Annotated in this window: 21 protein-coding genes and 1 pseudogene; 20 read left to right on the forward strand and 2 right to left on the reverse strand. The window is 67.5% G+C overall.

Going from position 1 to position 21166, the window contains the following annotated elements:
• The first annotated feature begins 52 nt into the window (after positions 1–52).
• Both ACTJKF_RS19945 and ACTJKF_RS19950 read left to right on the forward strand, forming a co-directional pair.
• Positions 53–934 (forward strand): BadF/BadG/BcrA/BcrD ATPase family protein, encoded by an 882-nt coding sequence (locus tag ACTJKF_RS19945; protein ID WP_440625411.1) that lies wholly within the window; start codon positions 53–55, stop codon positions 932–934.
• Between the two features lie 208 nt (positions 935–1142).
• Entirely contained in the window at positions 1143–1976 is an 834-nt protein-coding gene (locus tag ACTJKF_RS19950; RefSeq protein WP_440625412.1) for a Cof-type HAD-IIB family hydrolase, read from the forward strand.
• 115 nt (positions 1977–2091) lie between these two features.
• Here ACTJKF_RS19950 and aqpZ read toward each other — a convergent pair whose 3' ends face one another.
• The gene (aqpZ, locus tag ACTJKF_RS19955) at positions 2092–2832 is read right to left on the reverse strand and encodes an aquaporin Z (protein WP_440625414.1); all 741 of its coding nucleotides are present in this window, start codon (positions 2830–2832) and stop codon (positions 2092–2094) included.
• 300 nt (positions 2833–3132) lie between these two features.
• Between aqpZ and ACTJKF_RS19960 the strand changes: the two genes are divergently transcribed.
• Positions 3133–3429: an H-NS histone family protein gene (locus ACTJKF_RS19960; RefSeq protein WP_006489320.1), complete on the forward strand. Its 297-nt coding sequence runs from the start codon at positions 3133–3135 to the stop codon at positions 3427–3429.
• A gap of 110 nt (positions 3430–3539) precedes the next feature.
• On the opposite strand, the gene ACTJKF_RS19965 is transcribed toward ACTJKF_RS19960, so the two are convergent.
• A complete protein-coding gene (locus ACTJKF_RS19965; protein ID WP_440625416.1) occupies positions 3540–4604 on the reverse strand; it encodes a glycosyltransferase family 4 protein in 1065 nt (354 codons plus the stop codon).
• 665 nt (positions 4605–5269) lie between these two features.
• Between ACTJKF_RS19965 and flhD the strand changes: the two genes are divergently transcribed.
• The 17 genes and pseudogenes from flhD to ACTJKF_RS20050 all read left to right on the forward strand — a co-directional run bounded on the left by flhD (position 5270) and on the right by ACTJKF_RS20050 (position 21166).
• Positions 5270–5590, forward strand: a complete 321-nt coding sequence (gene flhD / locus ACTJKF_RS19970; protein ID WP_440625543.1) for a flagellar transcriptional regulator FlhD — start codon at positions 5270–5272, stop codon at positions 5588–5590.
• A gap of 94 nt (positions 5591–5684) precedes the next feature.
• A complete protein-coding gene (gene flhC, locus ACTJKF_RS19975; protein WP_440625418.1) occupies positions 5685–6239 on the forward strand; it encodes a flagellar transcriptional regulator FlhC in 555 nt (184 codons plus the stop codon).
• Between the two features lie 191 nt (positions 6240–6430).
• Complete coding sequence (motA, locus tag ACTJKF_RS19980; RefSeq protein ID WP_440625419.1) at positions 6431–7291, forward strand: flagellar motor stator protein MotA; 861 nt, start codon at positions 6431–6433, stop codon at positions 7289–7291.
• 13 nt (positions 7292–7304) lie between these two features.
• Positions 7305–8324, forward strand: coding sequence for a flagellar motor protein MotB (gene motB, locus ACTJKF_RS19985; protein WP_440625421.1), 1020 nt, complete (start codon positions 7305–7307; stop codon positions 8322–8324).
• Between the two features lie 161 nt (positions 8325–8485).
• Positions 8486–8863 carry a response regulator gene (locus tag ACTJKF_RS19990; RefSeq protein WP_440625423.1) on the forward strand — a complete coding sequence of 126 codons (378 nt, stop codon included), beginning with the start codon at positions 8486–8488 and terminating at the stop codon, positions 8861–8863.
• 33 nt (positions 8864–8896) lie between these two features.
• Positions 8897–11131 (forward strand): chemotaxis protein CheA, encoded by a 2235-nt coding sequence (gene cheA, locus ACTJKF_RS19995; protein WP_440625425.1) that lies wholly within the window; start codon positions 8897–8899, stop codon positions 11129–11131.
• 48 nt (positions 11132–11179) lie between these two features.
• The gene (cheW, locus tag ACTJKF_RS20000; protein ID WP_440625427.1) at positions 11180–11704 is read left to right on the forward strand and encodes a chemotaxis protein CheW; all 525 of its coding nucleotides are present in this window, start codon (positions 11180–11182) and stop codon (positions 11702–11704) included.
• Between the two features lie 37 nt (positions 11705–11741).
• Positions 11742–13703, forward strand: coding sequence for a methyl-accepting chemotaxis protein (locus ACTJKF_RS20005; protein WP_440625429.1), 1962 nt, complete (start codon positions 11742–11744; stop codon positions 13701–13703).
• A gap of 3 nt (positions 13704–13706) precedes the next feature.
• Positions 13707–14693 (forward strand): CheR family methyltransferase, encoded by a 987-nt coding sequence (locus ACTJKF_RS20010; protein WP_440625431.1) that lies wholly within the window; start codon positions 13707–13709, stop codon positions 14691–14693.
• Positions 14690–15443: pseudogene (gene cheD / locus ACTJKF_RS20015) on the forward strand (chemoreceptor glutamine deamidase CheD). Before ACTJKF_RS20010 ends, cheD begins: the two are co-directional and overlap by 4 nt.
• Positions 15440–16531: a protein-glutamate methylesterase/protein-glutamine glutaminase gene (locus ACTJKF_RS20020; protein WP_440625433.1), complete on the forward strand. Its 1092-nt coding sequence runs from the start codon at positions 15440–15442 to the stop codon at positions 16529–16531. The pseudogene cheD and the gene ACTJKF_RS20020 overlap by 4 nt, the downstream one beginning before the upstream one ends.
• Positions 16532–16598: 67 nt before the next feature.
• Positions 16599–16994, forward strand: a complete 396-nt coding sequence (cheY, locus tag ACTJKF_RS20025) for a chemotaxis response regulator CheY (protein WP_006754880.1) — start codon at positions 16599–16601, stop codon at positions 16992–16994.
• A gap of 2 nt (positions 16995–16996) precedes the next feature.
• On the forward strand, positions 16997–17728 hold the full coding sequence (cheZ, locus tag ACTJKF_RS20030) for a protein phosphatase CheZ (protein ID WP_440625435.1): 732 nt from the start codon (positions 16997–16999) through the stop codon (positions 17726–17728).
• A gap of 273 nt (positions 17729–18001) precedes the next feature.
• On the forward strand, positions 18002–18505 hold the full coding sequence (locus tag ACTJKF_RS20035; RefSeq protein ID WP_440625437.1) for a DUF2844 domain-containing protein: 504 nt from the start codon (positions 18002–18004) through the stop codon (positions 18503–18505).
• A 16-nt stretch (positions 18506–18521) separates the two neighbouring features.
• A complete protein-coding gene (locus tag ACTJKF_RS20040; protein WP_440625438.1) occupies positions 18522–19754 on the forward strand; it encodes a DUF3443 domain-containing protein in 1233 nt (410 codons plus the stop codon).
• Positions 19755–19925: 171 nt separating this feature from the next.
• Positions 19926–20423: a VOC family protein gene (locus ACTJKF_RS20045; protein WP_440625440.1), complete on the forward strand. Its 498-nt coding sequence runs from the start codon at positions 19926–19928 to the stop codon at positions 20421–20423.
• A gap of 362 nt (positions 20424–20785) precedes the next feature.
• A complete protein-coding gene (locus ACTJKF_RS20050) occupies positions 20786–21166 on the forward strand; it encodes a DUF805 domain-containing protein (protein WP_440625442.1) in 381 nt (126 codons plus the stop codon).

Here is a 21166-nt window from a genome sequence, read left to right on the forward strand (position 1 = left end):
CGGCGCCGATCCGGTTAAGCTTGGCGCCTGTTCGAATCAGCAGGATCAACGCATGACGGCATTACTTTTTGCGATCGGCATCGACGGCGGCGGCACCGGCACCCGCGCGGTGCTGGCCGACCGGCACGGGCGCGAGCTCGCACAGGGGCGCGGCGGCCCGTCGGGGCTCGGCCTCGGCATCGAGCGCGCATGGGCATCGATCGGCGCGGCCTGCGCCGATGCATTCTCGCGGGCGGGGCTCGCGTTCGACTGGTCGCAGTGCGCGCTCGGTTGCGGGCTCGCGGGCGTCAACAATGCCGCGTGGCTCGCCGCGTTCCGCGCGCAGGCGCCGCTCGGCGCGCTTGCGATCGAGAGTGATGCCTATACGACCGTCGTCGGTGCGCATGGCGGCGCGCCGGGGCTCATCGTCGCGCTCGGCACGGGCAGCATCGCGGCGGCGCTCGACGCGGCGGGCGACTGCCGCATCGCGGGCGGCTTCGGCTTTCCGTCCGGCGACGAGGCGAGCGGCGCATGGCTCGGCATGCGCGCGCTCGCCTACGCGCAGCAGGCGCTCGATGGCCGCGCGCCGCGCGACGCGTTCGCCGGCGCGCTGCTCGCGGAAACGGGGGCGCACGATCGCGACGCGCTCGTCCAGTGGTCGTGCGATGCGAACCAGACGATCTACGCGCGCCTCGCGCCGATCGTGTTCGCGCACCGTGACCATCCTCATGCGGCCGCGCTGATCGCGCAGGCGGGCGAAGAGATCGGCAAGATGATCGACGCGCTCGATCCGCCGCAGGCGCTGCCGGTCGCGCTGTGCGGTGGGCTGGCCGATGCACTTGCCCCGGCCGTGCCGGCGCGTCACGCGGCCCGGCTGCGCGCGCCGCTCGACGATTCCGCGCACGGCGCGTTGACGCTCGCGCTGCAGGCGTTGAAGGCAGCTGAAGCAGGGTGAACGGTTCTCGCGGGCGTGTCGTGAGCAGGCCGGGGGGCGGATCTGCAAAGCCGACCAAGCAAGCTGCGCCATCCGAACCCCCGGCGGACTACAGGCCGAACGCCCGGCCCGAGCTCGCCGGCCCCGATCCCCAACCGCCCGACGCGCGTCCGGGCACGACGTTAAAATGGCGGCTCCGCAGCATCCTGCGCGCCATTCACCCGTCCCCATGTACAAAGTCATCGCCACCGACCTCGACGGCACCCTGCTGAACAGCGACCACCAGCTTGATCCGTACACGATCGAAACCGTCCGTCGGCTCGATCGCGACGGCCTGCAGTTCGTGATCGCGACGGGGCGCCACTACGCGGACGTCACCGGCATCCGTGACGTGCTGGGCATCCGGCCGTACCTGATCACGTCGAACGGCGCGCGCGTGCATGCGCCGGACGACACGGCGATCCATGCGCAGGACATCGATCCGGCGATTGTCCGCGGCCTGGTGCAGCCGGGCGTGACCGGCGCGCACGGGCGCGTGATCGTCAACCTGTTCACCGACCGCGGCTGGCTGATCGACCGCGAAGCGCCGCATCTGCTCGAATTCCACCAGGATTCGGGCTTCCGCTACGACGTGATCGACATGGCCGCGCACGACGGCGCCGACATCGCGAAGGTGCTCTATATCGGCGAGCCGGCCGATCTGGCGGTGGTCGCCGAGCAGATGCGCGTGCAGTTCGGCGACGCGCTGTACGTCACGTACTCGCTGCCCGACTGTCTCGAAGTGATGACCGCCAACGTGTCGAAGGGCCGCGCGCTGCGCGCGGTGCTCGCGCGGCTCGGCGTCGACACCGGCCACTGCATCGCATTCGGCGACAACATGAACGACATCGACCTGCTCGAAACGGCCGGTCACGCATTCATGATGAACAACGCGAATCCCGATCTGGTCGCGCACCTGCCGCACATCCCGCGGATCGGCAACAACTTCGACGCGGGCGTCGCCCGCCACCTGCGCACGCTGTTCGCGCTCGAGGGCACCGTCGACGGCGTCGCCGCCTCCTGAGCGGACATCGAGCGGAAATGAAAAACGGGCGCCAGCGGCGCCCGTCCAAACAATCTGCCTCGATGTTGTTCGACAGCGTGAGGCTCGCTGCTCTGCTCGCATAACCCCGTAGTGTTTATTCGCTTGTGCGAGCGGATGCGGGCAGCAGGCCGACGGCATCGTCACGCCCCGCGATCAGCGGGTAGACGATCCCGGCGATTGCCGCACCGATGATCGGTGCCGCCCAGAACAGCCACAGCTGACCAATCGCTTCGCCGCCCACGAACAGCGCGGGGCCGGTCGAGCGGGCCGGGTTCACCGAGGTGTTGGTGACCGGGATCGAGATCAGGTGGATCAGCGTCAGGCACAGGCCGATCGCGATCGGCGCGAAGCCGGCCGGCGCGCGCTTGTCGGTGGCGCCGAGAATCACGAACAGGAAGAAGCCCGTCATCACGACTTCGCAGATGAACGCCGCGCCGAGCGAGTAGTGGCCGGGCGAGCGCTCGCCGAAGCCGTTCGTCGCGAAGCCGCTGCCGACGACATCGAAGCCCGGCTTGCCGGTCGCGATCAGGTACAGCACGAACGCGCCGAGCGTGGCACCGATCACCTGCGCGACGATGTACGGCGCGAGATCGCGTGCCGGGAAGCGGCCGGCAACCGTCAGGCCGACGCTCACGGCCGGATTCAAATGGCAACCCGAAATATGGCCGATCGCGAATGCCATCGTCAGCACAGTGAGGCCGAATGCGAGTGCAACACCGGCAAAGCCGATGCCGAGGCCCGGAAAGGCGGCAGCCAGCACGGCGCTTCCGCACCCGCCGAGCACCAGCCAGAACGTGCCGAATGCCTCTGCAGCCAAGCGCTGAGAAAGATTCATGTAAGGACCTCGTTCAAGTGGGTTGAAGGCTAACGGACGACCGGCTGATTTATTTCGTCGCCCCGAATTGGTCTGGATTATAGGAAATGAAACGGCGTCCGGAGGGTCAACGATTGTTAAATTTGAATGACCGGCGAATGGCCTTTATTAGAATAAGTCCGCATTCTCGATATAGCCGAATCGGTTAAAGATGGCAGCATTAATTTCGAAGAGCAGGGCGGCAGTGCGGATGACGTAACGGGTGTTGGCGTTCCGGCCGGACTCGCCGGAGCCGCATCATGGAAAAAAGGGAGTCGAAAAATGTCTCAATACGCGAAACTCAAGGCGCAGATCGCCGATCTGCAAGCCCAGGCGGATGACGTGCGCCGCCAGGAAGTGGCAGCGGTGATCGCCGACGTCCAGCGGATGATTGCCGAATATGGGCTGACGGCCCAGGACCTGGGCTTCGCGGAGCGAGCGCGGCGCGGCCGTCCGCCGAAAAAGGCGCCGCTGCCCCCGAAATACCGCGACCCGAAGTCGGGTGCGACCTGGAGCGGCCGCGGCAAGCCGCCGAATTGGATCGTCGGAAAAAACCGGGACCGTTTCCTGATCGAATGACCGCGCAAAAAGAAAGAGCCGCATCGACGATGCGGCTCTTTCGCGCCTTTGGGTTTTACGCGCCGATTTCCGCGCGAATTTTACCGAATATTTCCTGGCGAATTTCGACGTCAGGCGCCGGCGACCCGGCGCAGCGTCGGCTGTTTTGCCGCCGTGCAAAGCGATTCGTAGGTTTCAACATAACGTCGCGCCATCGCTTTCGAGCTGAAACGCGTGTCGAAGCGTGCGCGGATCGCATCGCGCGACAGGCTGTCGATCCGGTGCAGCGCGCCGACCGCACCCTGCACGTCCTCGACGATGAAGCCGGTCACGCCGTCCTCGATCACCTCCGGTACCGAGCCGCGGTTGAACGCGACGACCGGCGTGCCGCAGGCCATCGCCTCGATCATCACCAGGCCGAACGGTTCCGGCCAGTCGATCGGGAACAGCAGCGCCTTCGCGCCGGACAGGAATGCCGGCTTCTGGGCCTCGTTGATCTCGCCGATGAATTCCACGTGCGCCTCGCCGAGCAGCGGCTCGATCACTTCCTTGAAGTAGTCCGCGTCGGCCTTGTCGACCTTCGCGGCGATCTTCAGCGGCAGCCCGCTTTGCGCGGCGATCCGGATCGCGGTGTCGACGCGCTTTTCGGGGCAGATCCGGCCGAGGAACGCCAGGTACTCGGGTTTCACGGCCGGTTGCGGCGTGAGCAGCGTGTCGGGCAGCCCGTGATACACGGTGCCGGCCCAGGCGGCCTGAGGCAGCGGCTTGCGCTGCGAATTCGAGATCGACACGACCGGCGAGTCCGGGAACGCGTCGAACACCGGCTGCAGTTCCGGCAGGTCGAGGCGGCCGTGCAGCGTCGTCACGTAAGGCGTGTCGAGGCGCGACATCAGCGCGAACGGCAGGTAGTCGAGGTGGAAGTGCAGCACGTCGAATTCGTGCGCGACACGCGCCACCTGCTCGATCAGGCGCATATGGGGCGCCATCGAGTCGCGGATCGAAGGGTCGAGCCGCAGCGCGCGTGGCCAGGCTGCCTCGAGTCGGGCGGACGTGACGGAGTCGCCGCTGGCGAACAGCGTCACGTCGTGGCCGAGTTCGACGAGCGCCTCGGTGAGGTAGGACACGACGCGCTCGGTGCCGCCATAGAGTTTCGGCGGGACAGCTTCGTAAAGCGGCGCGATCTGGGCAATACGCATGGGCGTTCTCCAGTGTCGACCAGCGGGGGGCTCGAGTGCGGATGCTGGTCCGATACAAGGTTGCGGAACTCGCCGACGCACGGTGTGTGCGGTGCGTGGCCGGGTCCTGGCGGGGTGCGCGGGACGCCGGGCGGCAAGCTGCGGGGCGGGCCGGCGCGGCTCCCGCCGCTGCCCATGGGAGTCCATTATCGATATCGCCTTGAGGGGTTCGAGTGTTTTTTCAAACACTTAAGGCTTGTTACACCATGAAATACGCGAAAACCCGGATAAAAAGGGTGCGGAAACATGAAGCGAGACAGATGCAACTATTGTTGCGCTATCGTGAAAAACCACTATAATTTTTACCGATTCACTCGCCGGCAGCCTTGCCGGCCGGTCCTGAGCCGTATTCGTCCAATTTGGAACCCCATCACCGACGAATTCGCGCGCCACACGCCCCGCTTTTTGTCCCCTTTTCAATTCGCCTTGTCGGAAAAATTCCTACACGGTTTACAGACAAATCCTGCATGGCATACGCCACTTCGCTGATACCGGCGTCAATGCCGTTTGGCCAAAATTCGCCCTGTAAGACTGATAAACGTGCCGACGTGGTGCCAACTGGTGCCTGATCGAGCAAACGTTTTCACAAAATGAAAGGCCAAAGCAAAGCTCTTAACGGGGGAATCATGAGCGCCACCAGTGAAATGCTCAGTGAGATCAAAGAGGTCAACCTGTCGTACCTCCTGCTTGCGCAACGCCTGCTGCGGGAAGACAAGGCGATGGGCATGTTCCGCATGGGCGTGTCCCAGGAACTCGCCGACGTGCTCGCGAACCTCACGCTCGCCCAGACCGTGAAGCTCGCCGCATCGAACCAGATGTTGTGCCGTTTCCGCTTCGACGATCACGCGTTGCTGTCCTCGCTCGCCGACAAAGGCCGCGGCGATGTCGTCACGCACGCGCATTCGGCCATCCTGATGGCCGGCCAGCCGGTCGAAAGCGTCCGCTGATCTTTCCCCGCCTTGCGTTCGTCCCGGCGTGCCGCGCCGGCGGGCGGCGTATTGGCCACTCATCCGAACAACGTCAAGCGGACGGTTATTCACCATGGCAAGCAAAAGCGTCGTGATCGAGGTGAAGGAAATCACCCTCGCCATCGAACTGATCGAACTGGGCGCCCGGCTGCAGCTGCTGGAGGCGGAGACGAGCCTGTCGCGCGACCGCCTGATCAAGCTGTACAAGGAGCTGAAGGGGGCGTCGCCGCCGAAGGGGATGCTGCCGTTCTCGACCGACTGGTTCATGACGTGGCAGCCGAACATCCACTCGTCGCTGTTCTACAACATCTACCGGTTCATGCAGGACCACGGCCGCTGCGAGCCGATCCAGTCGATCGTGAAGGCGTACCGGCTCTATCTGGAGCACGTGAACCTGTCCGGCGACGAGGCCGCGCTGAGTCTTACGCGCGCATGGACGCTGGTGCGCTTCTTCGACTCGGGCATGCTGCAGATGACCCCGTGCACGCGCTGCGGCGGCCATTTCGTCGCGCATGCGCATGATCCGCATCAAGGTTTCGTGTGCGGCCTGTGCCAGCCGCCGTCGCGCGCGGGCAAGACCCGCAAGGCCGCCGCCGCGCGCGCCGAGCTGGTCGCCGACGCGGCCTGAACGCCGGGCCGGGCAGGGCCGGACGCGGCGCGCACGGGAGCCGGGCGGCCGCCGCGCGGCGCGCGAACCGGCCGGGGCTTGCTGGTAAACACCGCCGTGCCGCTGCGGCGTGGCCGCGAAAGTTTTCCTGCCGACTGCCGTAAACCTGATTAACGGCGGTCTCCCCGCCGGTCTTTCGTGAGGGACAGGCAGTGCTGATTATCGTGGGAACACTCGTGACGCTGTTGTCCGTCTTCGGCGGTTACGCGCTGGCAGGCGGACATCTGGGCGCATTGGTCCAGCCGGTCGAGATCCTGATGATCGTGGGCGCAGGCGTCGGCGCGTTCATCCTCGGCAACGGCATGAAGACCATCAAGGGGACGCTGCGCGTGCTGCCGACGCTCTTCAAGGGCTCGAAGTACACCAAGGACGTCTATATGGAGCTGATGGCGCTCCTGTACGTGCTGCTCGCGAAGGCACGCAAGGAAGGCACGCTGACGCTCGAAGCCGACATCGACGATCCGGACAAGAGCCCGATCTTCACGCAATACCCGAAGATCCTCGCCGATCGTCACATCGTCGAATTCCTGACCGATTACCTGCGCCTGATGGTGGGCGGCAACATGAATGCGTTCGAGATCGAGAGCCTGATGGACGAGGAGATCGAGACGCACCACGCGGAAGGCGAAGGCCCCGCGCACGCGCTGATGCGCGTCGGCGACGCGATGCCCGCGTTCGGGATCGTCGCGGCCGTGATGGGCGTGGTGCACACGATGGCGTCGGCCGACAAGCCGCCCGCGGTGCTCGGCGCGATGATCGCGCAGGCGCTGGTCGGCACGTTCCTCGGGATCCTGCTGTCGTACGGGCTGATCGGGCCGCTCGCGAGCCTCGCCGAGCAACGCGTGGCCGAGTCGACCAAGATGTTCCAGTGCATCAAGGTGACGATCCTCGCGAGCCTGAACGGCTATGCGCCGGCGATCGCGGTCGAGTTCGGCCGCAAGGTGCTGTTCTCGACCGAGCGGCCGTCGTTCACGGAGCTCGAAGAGCACGTGCGCCGCGTGAAGGCGAAGTGACGCGGAGCATTCGATGAGCAAGAGCAAGGATCGCGCGATCGTCGTGAAACGGGTGGCCCCGCAGAAGAAGGGCCATCACGGCGGCGCATGGAAGCTCGCGTATGCCGACTTCATGACCGCGATGATGGCGTTCTTCCTGCTGATGTGGCTGCTGAGCTCGGTCACGCCGGTGCAGCTGAAGGGGATCGCCGAATACTTCAACACGCCGCTGAAGGCCGCGCTGCTCGGCAGCGGCGATCGCAATTCGCAGGACTCCAGCATCATCAACGGCGGCGGCCGCGACCTGTCGAGCGTCGACGCCGGCACGCTGCGCCGCACCGACGGCACGACACAGCTCGCCGACCGTGTCGCGAAGGCCGGCGACGACCACACGCGTTCGCAGGCGCAGGGCGCGCAGGACCGGCTCGAGCAGACGCGCCTGCACGACCTGCAGATCAAGCTGATGGCGGCGATCGAGGCGAACCCGACGCTGCGCCAGTTCAAGCAGCAGATCCGCATCGATTCGACGCTGATGGGGCTGCGCATCGAGATCGTCGATTCGCAGAAGCGGCCGATGTTCGCGATGTCGAGCGATCACGTCGAGCCGTACATGCGCGACATCCTGCGCGAGATCGGCAAGACGCTGAACGACGTGCCGAACCGGATCATCGTCCAGGGTCACACCGACGCGGTGCCGTACGCGGGCGGCGAAGGCGGCTACAGCAACTGGGAGCTGTCGGCCGATCGCGCGAACGCGTCGCGCCGCGAGCTGATCGCGGGCGGCATGGACGAGGTGAAGGTGCTGCGCGTGCTCGGCCTCGCGTCGACGCAGAACCTGAACAAGGCCGATCCGCTCGATCCGGAAAACCGCCGGATCAGCGTGATCGTGCTGAACCGCAAATCCGAAGACGCGCTGATGCGCGACGACGCGACGACCACGACGCTGTCGGCCGACGCGGCGGGCTCGAAGCAGCTGGCGCAGCAGCTCGGCGCTCCGTCGATGGGCGTGCGACCGGCGCTTGCGAGCGCCGTCGCCGTCGCGCCGAAACCCTGACGTTTCCAAGATTCCGAGACACGCATGAAACGACTCCCACGCTCACTTTGTTCGCTGCCCCCCGAGGGGGCGGTCAGCCGCCCGCGGCCGGCTGCGCACGCGCGCGACGATGCGCCGCGAATGCCCTGCCATGCCGTCGGAGCGGTCCTGCGGAGGCCGGCATGATCCGAACCATTCTCGCCATCGACGACTCCGCGACGATGCGCGCGCTGCTGCAGGCGACGCTTGCGCAGGCCGGCTACGACGTGACGGTGGCGCCCGACGGCGAAGCCGGCTTCGACATGGCGGCGACCGTGCCGTACGACCTGGTGCTGACCGACCAGAACATGCCGCGCAAGAACGGGCTCGAGGTGATCGCCGCGCTGCGCAAGCTCACCGCGTACGCGGACACGCCGATCCTCGTGCTGACGACCGAAGGCAGCGACGCCTTCAAGGACGCCGCGCGCGACGCGGGCGCGACCGGCTGGATCGAAAAGCCGATCGACCCGGCCGTGCTGGTCGACCTGGTCGCGACGCTGTCCGAGCAGACGGCTTCCTGACATGAACGCGACGAATCCAACCGGTGACCGGGCATGACTCTCGACATCACGCAGTTCTACCAGACCTTTTTCGATGAAGCGGACGAGCTGCTCGCGCAGATGGAGCAGCTGCTGCTGAACCTCGACGTCGATTCGCCGGATCCCGAGGACCTGGCCGCGATCTTCCGCGCCGCGCATTCGATCAAGGGCGGCGCGGCGACGTTCGGCTTTTCCGCGCTGACCGAGACGACCCACATCCTCGAGTCGCTGCTCGACCGCGCGCGCAACCATGAGCTGATGCTGACCAAGGAAATGGTCGACGCGTTTCTCGAAACCAAGGACGTGCTGTCCGACCAGCTCGTCGACTATCGCGCGAGCGCGGAACCGGATGCGGCGGCTGCCGCGACGATCTGCGCGAAGCTCGAGCGCCTGAAGGCCGAGAGCGGCGCGGGTGCGCCGGCGGCCGTCGACGCCGCGCCGGCCGCGCCGGCTGCCGTCGCGGCGGCGCCCGAGCCGGCCGCCAACGGCGGCGTGCCCGATCACGTGGTCGAACAAGCCGTCGCGGTCGCGCATCCGGCGGCCGACGCCGGCGCCGGCACGGATGGCCCGCACCTGAAGATCACGCTCATCGGTGTCGACACGAAGGACCAGGCGCTGCTCACCGAGGAACTCGGCAATCTCGGCCGGATCGTCAGCCGCGAGGAAGCGGGCGCCGACCTGACGCTGTGGCTCGAATCGGACGTGTCGTCCGACGACATCGTCGCCGTGTGCTGCTTCGTGATCGACGACAGCCAGATCCGCATTGCGCGCGGCACCGCGCCGGCCGCACCGGCGGCGCCTGCCGCCGCGCCGGCCGCGCCGGCCGCTGCCGAACCGGCCGCCGCGCCGGAGCCGGCCGCCCGGGTCGAGGTATTCGCGCAAGCCGCCGGCGCCGCACCGGCCGCCGCCGCCGTACCGCAAGGACAGCCGGGCGCAGCCGCGCAGCCGGCGCCGCAGCCGCACGCCGAACCGGCCACCCAGGCTGCCCAGGCCGCCGCGCACCACGACGACAAGCGTCCGCGCCCGGCCGCCGCCGCCGCGGGTGCCGAAGGCAGCTCGATCCGCGTCGGCGTCGAGAAGGTCGACCAGCTGATCAACCTGGTCGGCGAGCTCGTGATCACGCAGGCGATGCTCGCGGAAACGGCGAGCGCGTTCGATCCGGCGCTGCACGACCGCCTGTTCAACGGCATGGCGCAGCTCGAGCGCAACGCGCGCGACCTGCAGGAAGCGGTGATGTCGATCCGGATGATGCCGATGGACTACGTGTTCAGCCGCTTCCCGCGGCTCGTGCGCGACCTCGCCGGCAAGCTCGGCAAGCAGGTCGAGTTGGTCACGTTCGGCCAGGCGACCGAGCTCGACAAGAGCCTGATCGAGCGGATCATCGACCCGCTCACGCACCTGGTGCGCAACAGCCTCGACCACGGGATCGAAACCGTCGACAAGCGCGTCGCCGCCGGCAAGGACGGCGTCGGCCAGCTCGTGCTGTCGGCCGCGCATCACGGCGGCAACATCGTGATCGAGGTCAGCGACGACGGCGCGGGCCTGAACCGCGAGCGGATCCTCGCGAAGGCCGCGAAGCAGGGCATGCAGGTGTCCGACAACATCAGCGACGACGAAGTCTGGCAGTTGATCTTCGCGCCGGGCTTCTCGACCGCCGAGACGGTGACCGACGTGTCGGGCCGCGGCGTCGGGATGGACGTCGTGAAGCGCAACATCCAGTCGATGGGCGGCCATGTCGAGATCACGTCGCAGGCCGGCCGCGGCACGACCACGCGGATCGTGCTGCCGCTCACGCTGGCGATCCTCGACGGGATGTCGGTGAAGGTCGGCAGCGAGATCTTCATCCTGCCGCTGAACTTCGTGATGGAGTCGCTGCAGCCGTCGATCGACGACATCTACACGGTCGGCAACGGCGAGCGCGTGGTGCGCGTGCGCGGCGAATACCTGCCGCTCGTCGCGCTGCACGAAGTGTTCTCGGTCGACGAGGCGCGCACCGATCCGACCCAGGGGATCGTCACGATCATGGAAACCGAGGGGCGCCGCTTCGCGATGCTGATCGACGAGCTGGTCGGCCAGCAGCAGGTGGTCGTGAAGAACCTCGAAACGAACTACCGCAAGGTGCACGGCATCTCGGCGGCGACCATCCTGGGCGACGGCAGCGTCGCGCTGATCGTCGACGTCGCGGCGCTGAACCGCGAAACCCGTGCGACGCACGGCGCCCGAGCCGGCGCCGAGCTTGCCATTTTCTGACTCTCGCCATTCAACCGATTGGGGGCAAACGTGTCCGCTGAAGTCCAAATGATCAATCCGGCCGCGGCGAACGCGGCCAATGCGACCCCCGGCCGCCGCGACGCCGCGCAGGGTGACGCGACGGGCCAGGAATTCCTCGTGTTCACGCTCGGCGACGAGGAATACGGGATCGACATCCTGAAGGTGCAGGAAATCCGCGGCTACGACAGCGTCACGCGCATCGCGAACGCGCCGGACTTCATCAAGGGCGTGATCAACCTGCGCGGGATCATCGTGCCGATCGTCGACATGCGGATCAAGTTCCATCTCGGCCGCGTCGAGTACGACCACCAGACCGTCGTGATCATCCTGAACGTGTCGAACCGCGTGGTCGGGATGGTGGTCGACGGCGTGTCCGACGTGCTGACGCTGCAGACCGACCAGATCATGCCGGCGCCGGAATTCGGCGCGACGCTGACGACCGAGTACCTGACGGGCCTCGGCACGGTCGACGGCCGGATGCTGATCCTGATGGACATCGAGAAGCTGATGTCGAGCCGGGAAATGGCGCTGATCGAGACGCTCGGCGCATAAGCGCGCCGCATGCACGGGAACTTCGGGAGAATCCGCAATGTTGCATAACTGGTCGATCCGCACGACGCTCACGGCGATCGGACTCATCCTCGTGTGCCTGGCCGCCGCGGTCGGCGGGCTCGGCCTCTACGCGCTCAGTCACGCGAGCCGCTCGCTCGACCAGATCACGCACGTCGACCTGCCGGCGATCCACACGCTCGACGACACGTCCGCGCACCTGCTGCGCGCGCGCGTGGCGCTCGACCGCTTCCGCACGCTGGCCGAAGCCGGCAACACGGCCGAGGCCAGCAAGGTGCTCGACCGCGCGCAGGTGTTGTTCGCGAAGTCGAACCAGAACTGGCAGGCGTTCCAGGCGACCCCGAAGTTCGGCGTCGAGCAGGCGCTCGTCGACGAACTCACCGCGCGCTACACGGCGATCGTGAAGGAAGGCGTCGAGCCGGAATTCACGGCGGCGCGCGCGGGCGACATGGCCGCGTATCACGCGATCGCCGATACCAAGATCAGCCCGATGTTCGTCGCGTACGACCAGGCCGCGTCGGCCGTGATCACGGCGCTGCAGACCCGCGCGGAAAATCGCCAGACCGCGATGCAGTCGCAGATCTCGATGATGATCGGCCTGATCGCGGCCGGCATCGCGATCGCGTTCGTCGTCATGATCGCAATCCGCTTCGCGCTGCGCGGGCTGATCGTGAAGCCGCTCGAGGATGCGATCGCGCACTTCGAGCGCATCGCGGGCGGCGACCTCACGCAGCCGGTGAACGTGTTCAGCACCAACGAGATCGGCCGCCTGTTCGGCGGGATCAAGCGGATGCAGGACGCCGTGACGACGATGGTGCAGGCCGTGCATCGCGGTACCGAGTCGATCGACGTCGGCGCGCGCGAGATCTCGACCGGCAACACCGACCTGTCGCAGCGCACCGAGGAGCAGGCCGCGTCGCTGCAGGAAACCGCGTCGAGCATGGAGCAGCTGACCGGCACCGTGCGCCAGAACGCGGAGAACGCGCGGCAGGCGAGCCAGCTCGCGGTGAACGCGTCCGACATCGCGACGCAGGGCGGCGAGGTGGTCGGCCAGGTCGTATCGACGATGCAGGACATCGCGGCGAGCTCGGGCAAGGTCGTCGACATCATCGGCACGATCGAGGGCATCGCGTTCCAGACCAACATCCTCGCGCTGAACGCGGCGGTCGAAGCCGCGCGTGCGGGCGAGCAGGGCCGCGGCTTCGCGGTGGTCGCGGGCGAAGTGCGCTCGCTGGCCCAGCGCAGCGCGAGCGCCGCGAAGGAAATCAAGCAGCTGATCGGCGATTCGGCCGAGAAGGTCGACAGCGGATCGGCGCTCGTCGCGCGGGCCGGCTCGACGATGGACGAGATCGTGCAGGCCGTGCGCCGCGTGACCGACATCATGGGCGAGATCAGCGCCGCGTCGGACGAGCAGTCGACCGGCATCGAGCAGGTGAATCGCGCGGTCGGCCAGATGGATTCGGTCACGCAGCAGAACGCGGCGCTCGTCGAGCAGGCGGCCGCGGCCGCGGCATCGCTCGAGGAGCAGACACGCCAGATGAAGGCGATCGTGTCGGCGTGGCGCGTCGCGGGCGGCATCGCGCTCGCGCCGGCGCGCAGCACCGCGCGCCCGGCCGCGCCGATGCCGGCAGCGGCACCGGCATTGCCGTCGGAGCCTCGGCACGACGCCGCACCGGCCGCATTGCCGGCACCGCAAGCGGCGGCACAGCCTGCCGCACGTCGCGCGGCAGCCGCGCCGCGTGCCGCGGCATCGGCCACGAGCCACGAAGCGCCGCGCTCGGCGGGTGCCGCCGCGCGCGCATCGAAGGAAGCCCCGGCCGCGGGTGGCGGTTACGGCCCGCGTCTGTCGAAGACCGCCGCCGCGCCCGCGCCCGCGCACAAGCCTGCCGACAAGGCCGCCCTGGTGCGTCCGGCGCTGAGCGGCGAGAAGCCCGCACTGGCGGCCGCCGGCACGTCCGACGACGACTGGGAGACCTTCTAAGCCATGCCGTCCGCGCGCGCACCGTTTCGATCCGATGCACCGGAAGCCTCGCCCCGCGCGGGCGAGCCGGGGCGCGACTTCGCGTTCACCGGCGCGGATTTCGCACGCATCCGCGCGCTGATCCATCAACGCGCGGGCATCTCGCTGTCCGAGCACAAGCGCGACATGGCGTACAGCCGGCTTGCGCGCCGGCTGCGCGCCCGCGGCCTCGACACGTTCCGCGACTATCTCGACCTGCTCGAGCAGGAGGACGATCCGCTCGAGTGGGAGGCCTTCACCAACGCGCTGACGACGAACCTGACCGCGTTCTTCCGCGAGTCGCACCACTTCCCGATTCTTTCCGACTTCGTGAAGGCGCGGCCCGCTCCGGTATCGGTGTGGTGCTCGGCCGCGTCGACTGGCGAGGAGCCGTATTCGATCGCGATCACGCTGATCGAGGCGCTCGGCGAATCGGCCGCGCGCGGCGCATCGATCCTCGCGACCGATCTCGACACGCAGGTGCTCGCGAAGGCCGAGGCCGGCATCTACACGTATGACCAGGTCAAGCACCTGAGCCCGGAGCGGCTCAGGCGCTTCTTCCTGAAGGGCACCGGCGCGCAGGCCGGCCGCGTGAAGGTGCGCCCCGAGTTGCGCGCGATGATCCGCTTCGAGCAACTGAACCTGACCGATGCCGACTACGGGATCGCGAAGCCGTTCGACGCGATCTTCTGCCGCAACGTGATGATCTATTTCGACAAGCCGACGCAAGGGCAGGTGCTGTCGCGCTTCGAGCCGCTGGTCAAGCCGGGCGGGCTGCTGTTCGCCGGCCATTCGGAGAATTTCACGTACGTGACGCAGGCATTCCGGCTGCGCGGGCAGACCGTGTACGAACTGACGCGCGATGTCGCGTCGGGCGCGCGTGCGCGCGGCGCGGCACCGGCCACGACGATGCCGGCGCGCGCCCATGCGCGTGCCGCGGGCGCCGCGCCGGCTTACGGAGAACGCGGATGAGCGCGCTGCCGATCGCGACCAATCGCTACTTCGACAACCACTTCGAACGCCCCGGCGTGAAGCTGCTGCCGAACGAGTTCTACACGACGTCCGAGGACATGGTGCTGATGACCGTGCTCGGCTCGTGCGTCGCCGCGTGCCTGCACGACCCGCTCGCGGGCATCGGCGGGATGAATCACTTCATGCTGCCCGACGACGGCGCCGATGCCGGCGCGGCCGCGTCGGAATCGATGCGCTACGGCGCGTACGCGATGGAAGTGCTGATCAACGAACTGATCAAGGCGGGCGGGCGCCGCGAGCGCATCGAGGCGAAGGTGTTCGGCGGCGCGGCCGTGCTGGCCGGGATGACGACCATCAACATCGGCGACCGCAACGCGGATTTCGTGCGCCGCTATCTCGCGCTCGAACGCATCCGTATCACCGCCGAGGATCTGCAGGGCGTGCATCCGCGCAAGGTCGCGTTCATGCCGCACACGGGCCGCGCGATGGTGAAGAAGCTGCGGCTGCAGGTGCCGGGCGTGACCGAGCGCGAAGCCGCGCTGGCGCGCGAGGCCGACCGCGTGCGCGCCGCGCGGCCGCGCGCGCACGTCGAGCTGTTCGCGGCGCAGCGGCCGGCCGCGNNCGGCGCGCCCGCGCATCGAGCTGTTCGGCGCGCGCACCGGCAGCGGCACCGGCGCCGGCACACCGGCGACGAATACGAAGACCGGCAGCCCGTACGCGGCCAATCTTTCGAGAAAGCAGGAGGCATGACCGCAGTGCAGAAGATCAAAGTGTTGTGCGTCGACGACTCGGCGCTGATCCGCAGCCTGATGACGGAGATCATCAACAGCCAGCCCGACATGACGGTGTGCGCGACCGCGCCCGATCCGCTCGTCGCGCGCGAGCTCATCAAGCAGCACAACCCGGACGTCCTGACGCTGGACGTCGAAATGCCGCGCATGGACGGGCTCGACTTCCTCGAGAAGCTGATGCGCCTGCGGCCGATGCCGGTCGTGATGGTGTCGTCGCTGACCGAGCGCGGTTCGGAAATCACGCTGCGCGCGCTCGAACTCGGCGCGGTGGACTTCGTGACGAAGCCGCGCGTCGGGATTCGCGACGGCATGCTGGACTACGCGGAAAAGCTCGCGGACAAGATCCGCGCGGCGTCGCGCGCCCGCGTGCGCCAGGCGCCGCAGCCGCAAGCCGCCGCACGCGCGGCGGGCGGCACGCCGGCCGCGCCGATGATCAACAACCCGCTCGTCAGTACCGAGAAGCTGATCATCATCGGCGCGTCGACGGGCGGTACCGAGGCGATCCGCGAGGTGCTGACGCCGCTGCCGCCGGACGCGCCGGCGGTGCTGATCGCGCAGCACATGCCGCCCGGCTTCACGAAGTCCTTCGCGCAACGACTCAACGGCCTGTGCCGGATCGCGGTGAAGGAAGCCGAGCACGGCGAGCGCGTGCTGCCGGGCCATGCGTACATCGCGCCGGGCCATGCGCACCTGCTGCTCGCGCGCAGCGGCGCGAACTACATCGCGCAGCTGTCCGACGAGCCGCCGGTGAACCGTCACCGGCCGTCGGTCGACGTGCTGTTCCGCTCGGCGGCGCAGCACGCGGGCAAGAACGCGATCGGCGTGATCCTCACCGGGATGGGCCGCGACGGCGCGGCCGGCCTGCTGGACATGAAGCGCGCGGGCGCCCACACGTTCGCGCAGGACGAGGCGAGCTGCATCGTGTTCGGGATGCCGCGCGAGGCGATCGCGCTCGGCGGCGCGGACGAGATCGCGCCGCTCGCGGAGATGAGCCGGCGCGTGATGGCGCGCCTCGCGACGATGGGCGACCGCGTGCAGCGCGTCTGAAACAAATGTCACGGGACGCGTGCGATGCTGCGCGGCCCGACTGTAACGAATCTGCAAAGGAACGACGATGGACAAGAGCATGAAAATCCTGGTGGTGGACGATTTCCCGACGATGCGCCGGATCGTCCGCAACCTGCTCAAGGAACTGGGCTACACCAACGTGGACGAAGCCGAGGACGGCGCGGCCGGCCTTGCACGGCTGCGCGGCGGCGGCTTCGACTTCGTGATCTCGGACTGGAACATGCCGAACCTCGACGGCCTCGCGATGCTGAAGGAAATCCGCGCGGACGCGACGCTCACGCATCTGCCGGTGCTGATGGTCACCGCCGAGTCGAAGAAGGAGAACATCATCGCGGCCGCGCAGGCGGGCGCGAGCGGCTATGTCGTGAAGCCGTTCACGGCCGCGACGCTCGACGAGAAGCTGAACAAGATCATCGACAAGATGGCCAAGGCCGGGAGCTGAACGTGAACGAGCCGATCCATGCGGCGCTCGCCGGCGCGGCGTTCAGCGCCGACGGCCATGCCGAAGGCGCCGATTACGCGAGCGACCGGATCCTCGCGCGCATCGGCCACGTCACGCGCACGCTGCGCGATTCGATGCGCGAGCTCGGGCTGGACAAGCATGTCGAGCGCGCGGCGGAAGCCGTGCCCGATGCGCGCGACCGGCTGCGCTACGTCGCGACGATGACCGAGCAGGCGGCCGAGCGCGTGCTGAACGCGATCGAGATCGCGAAGCCGGTGCAGGAGCGTATCCAGAACGAGGCCGAGGCGCTCGATGCGCGCTGGTCGACGTGGTATGCGGCGCCGATCGAGCACGCGGAAGTGCGCGAGCTGATGGACGACACGCGCGCGTTCCTGCACGCGCTGCCCGCCGCGACGTCGGCGACGAGTGCGCAGCTGCTCGAGATCATGCTCGCGCAGGATTTCCAGGACCTGACCGGGCAGGTGATCAAGAAGATCATGGACATGGTCTATCTGATCGAGCAGCAACTGCTCACCGTGCTGGTCGAGAACATCGCGCCCGAGCGGCGCGAGCAGTTCGCGGCGACGGCCGCCGCGCTCGCGGCCGAGCAGATCAGCGCGACCGGCAGCCCCGAGTCGCTGCTGAACGGGCCGCAGATCGCGCCGGAAGGCAAGTCCGACGTCGTGCAGGACCAGGGGCAGGTCGACGATCTGCTCGCGAGCCTCGGCTTCTGACCCTCGTCCGTCGTATCGCATCGCACGGCACCGGCCGCTCCCTGTCGCGGAGCGCCCCGGTGCGCGCGGCTTGCGCCGCCTTCCGTCCGCCCGCCGCGAGCGGGCCCCCTCGCACGTCATGCGGCGACGGATTGACACGCCGATACACTCCGCAGGCATACTACGCGTCGGCAGCAACGAAGCGTCATTCTTAAGACTTTCATTCGTTGCCCCGTGGCGCCGGGTCCGATGGTGGCGCCGCCGGGCAGCGAAGCCAGTCCCTTGGGGGGGAACGTGAAGCTGAAACGCTTGGGCTGGGCCGTCGCGCACGCGACGGCCGCAATGGGTGTGCTGTGGAGCGTCCACGCACAGGCCGAACTGGGCGGCGCGCCGATGTCGCCGCCGGCGGACGATCACGCCGCGTCGGTGCGCGCGATGCAGCGCGCGATGCGCTCGGCCGACGGCGCGCAGGCGAACACCGCCGCCTACACCGTCCGCGAGATCACGCTCGGATCGGGCACCGTCATCCACGAATACACGTCCGCCGCGGGCACCGTGTTCGGTCTCGCGTGGCGCGGGCCGAGCATGCCGGACCTGGCGTCGCTGCTCGGCAGCTATTTCCCGCAGTACACCGCCGGCGTCGAGGCCGCGCATGCGGCGCGCGGCTGGCGCGCGCCCGTGTCGGTCAATACGAACGGCCTGGTGATTCGCACCGGCGGCCACATGGGCGCCTTCGCGGGGCAGGCATGGCTGCCGGCCACGTTGCCGGCCGGCCTGACCGGCACCGACATCCAGTGACCGCGGGAGAGCGATCTTGAACATTCCTCGTACCTTCAAGCGCTGGCTCGGCCTGCTGGGCCTGGCGGCTGCCACGGTGCTGCTCGTGACCGCATGCGGCGGCGGCGATGACAACAATGGCGGCACCCCCGTGTCGGACGGCAATACCGCGAATACGGCCGTGATCACGGTCGGCACCGGCGTCGCGCGCGTGATCAACATCCCGACCGTCAACGTGAAGATCTGCGTGCCGGGCACGTCGAACTGCCAGGTGGTCAACAACGTGCTCGTCGATACCGCGTCGTACGGGCTGCGGCTGGTCAGCAGCGCGCTGTCGTCGGGCGTGTTGAACAACCTGCCGCAGACGACGAGCGGTGGCGCGCCGGTCGCCGAGTGCGGCACATTCGTGACGAGCTACACGTGGGGCTCCGTGCGGACCGTCGACCTGTCGATCGGCACCGAGCAGGCGAGGTCGCTGCCGGTGCAGATCATCGGGGACCTCGGCACGGCCGGCGTGCCGAGCTCGTGCACGAACGGTAGCGTGTCGGCCAATACGGCAGCCGATCTCGGCGCGAACGGCATCCTCGGCATCGGGCCGGCACCGGTCGATTGCGGCCCGAACTGCGCGACTTTGACGTCGCCGACGTACAACAATTACTACGCGTGCCCGAGCGGCAATTCGAGTTGCACGGTGGCGCTGGTGCCGGTCGCGCAGCAAGTGGCCAACCCGGTCCATCATTTCGCGACCGACAACAACGGCGTGATCGTGCAGATGCCGGCCATCTCGAACAGCGGGCAGGGCAGCGCAACGGGTCTGCTGACCTTTGGGATTGGCACGCAGAGCAACAACGCGCTCGGGGCGTCGACGGTGCTGACCTCGACATCCGGAGGCGACGTCAGTACGACGTTCCTCGGTAATAACGTGGCCGCGTTCTTCGACACGGGTTCGAATGCGTATTTCTTCAATGATTCGAAGCAGACGCCATGCTCGCCTAACTCGCTTGCCAAGGATTTCTACTGCCCGACGTCAGCGGCTACCTATACGGCGACGCTGACTGGACAGAACGGCACGACAGGTGGCGTATCGATGCTCGTTCAGGATGCAGACAAGTTGTTCTCGAATCCGTCGACATTTGCATTTAACGATATCGCGGGCCCGTATAGTTTGACGTCGCTCGACCTCGGCCTGCCGCACTTTTACGGCAAGACGATCTACTTCGGGATGGACAAGACGTCGAGCGGCGGCCCGCAGGCTTACGTCGCGTTCTGATCGCGCACGAACGCGGCAGCAAAAAGGGGGCGAGCGTTTCGCCCCCTTTTTTATTCCGCCTGCGGCGCGGCCGCGGCGCGCACGATGCACGCGATCGCCGCACCGCGCCGGTTCAGCGCCTACGATATAAGACCGGCACCGGTGCCGGCACGACATCGAGGAGACAGCGCCATGAGCCAGCGTATTCAACGCATCACGCCGTTTCTGTGGTTCGACCACGATGCGGAGGCGGCCGCCCACTTCTACGTCTCGGTGTTCGACGACGCGCGCGTCGTGCACGTCGCCCGTTACGGCAAATCCGGCGCGCAGGCGTCGGGCCAGGCCGAGGGCGCGGTGATGACGGTGTCGTTCGAACTGGACGGGCAGGCGTTTCTCGCGCTGAACGGCGGCCCCGCGTTTCCGCTCACGCCGGCCGTGTCGTTCGTCGTCAACTGCCGCGACCAGCGCGAGATCGACCGCTACTGGGCCGCGCTGGCCGAAGGCGGCGACGAGCGCGCGCAGCAGTGCGGCTGGCTGCGCGACCGCTTCGGCGTGTCGTGGCAGGTGGTGCCGATGCAGATGCCCGAACTGATGGCGGGCGATCCGGCTCGCGCCGAGCGCGTGATGGCGCAGGTAATACGGATGAAGAAGCTCGACCTGCGCGCGCTGGAGCAGGCGGCGGCCGGCTAGCGCGAGCGCCGGCCGGGGTGGGGGTGTTGTCGGCGTGGGCGTCCGGCACCCGACGAGTTTCCCGACCGGTCGGTAAATGAGCCCGGAATGATGGATTCGATTATTTATCGCGCTGCGTTTCACGCTGGTGTAATCAATTCGTGGATTATCGGGCTGATATTTTTGTCGGGGCATCCAATTATAAAAATAACGTGACAGGCGCATCGACGATGCGGTGTCCCGCTACCGCGCAAATTCCAGACGTGCGAGAGCCGGCATGCGATCCAGCCGACTCGTGAAAAGGGATGCAACACGCCGAAATTCAAATTTATAATGCCCGCGTTGTTTTCGGGGTCGCCGATATAAAACGTGAGGGCAATAAAATGAATTTCAGTGAAGCTGTTCGTTCCGCATTCAATCAATACGCGACATTCGAGGGGCGCGCGCGCCGCGCGGAATATTGGTATTTCGCGTTGCTCACCAGCGTCGTGTCGATCCTGTGCCAGGCGATCGCCATGGTCGGTCGCGACGCGAGCGCCATCTCGCTGTTGCTGATGATCGTCGCGGCGGTCGCGTCGCTCGCGCTGGTGTTGCCGAGCCTCGCCGTCACCGTCCGCCGGCTGCACGATACGGGCCGCTCGGGCTGGGTCCTGCTGATCGCGTTCATTCCGCTCGTCGGCGGGATCATGCTGCTCGTGTGGATGTGCTCGCGCGGCACCGACGGCCCGAACCGCTTCGGCACGGATCCGATTCCGGCCATCTGA

The sequence above is a fragment of the Burkholderia sp. 22313 genome, from assembly GCF_052045245.1.
In the GTDB taxonomy this organism is placed as follows: domain Bacteria; phylum Pseudomonadota; class Gammaproteobacteria; order Burkholderiales; family Burkholderiaceae; genus Burkholderia.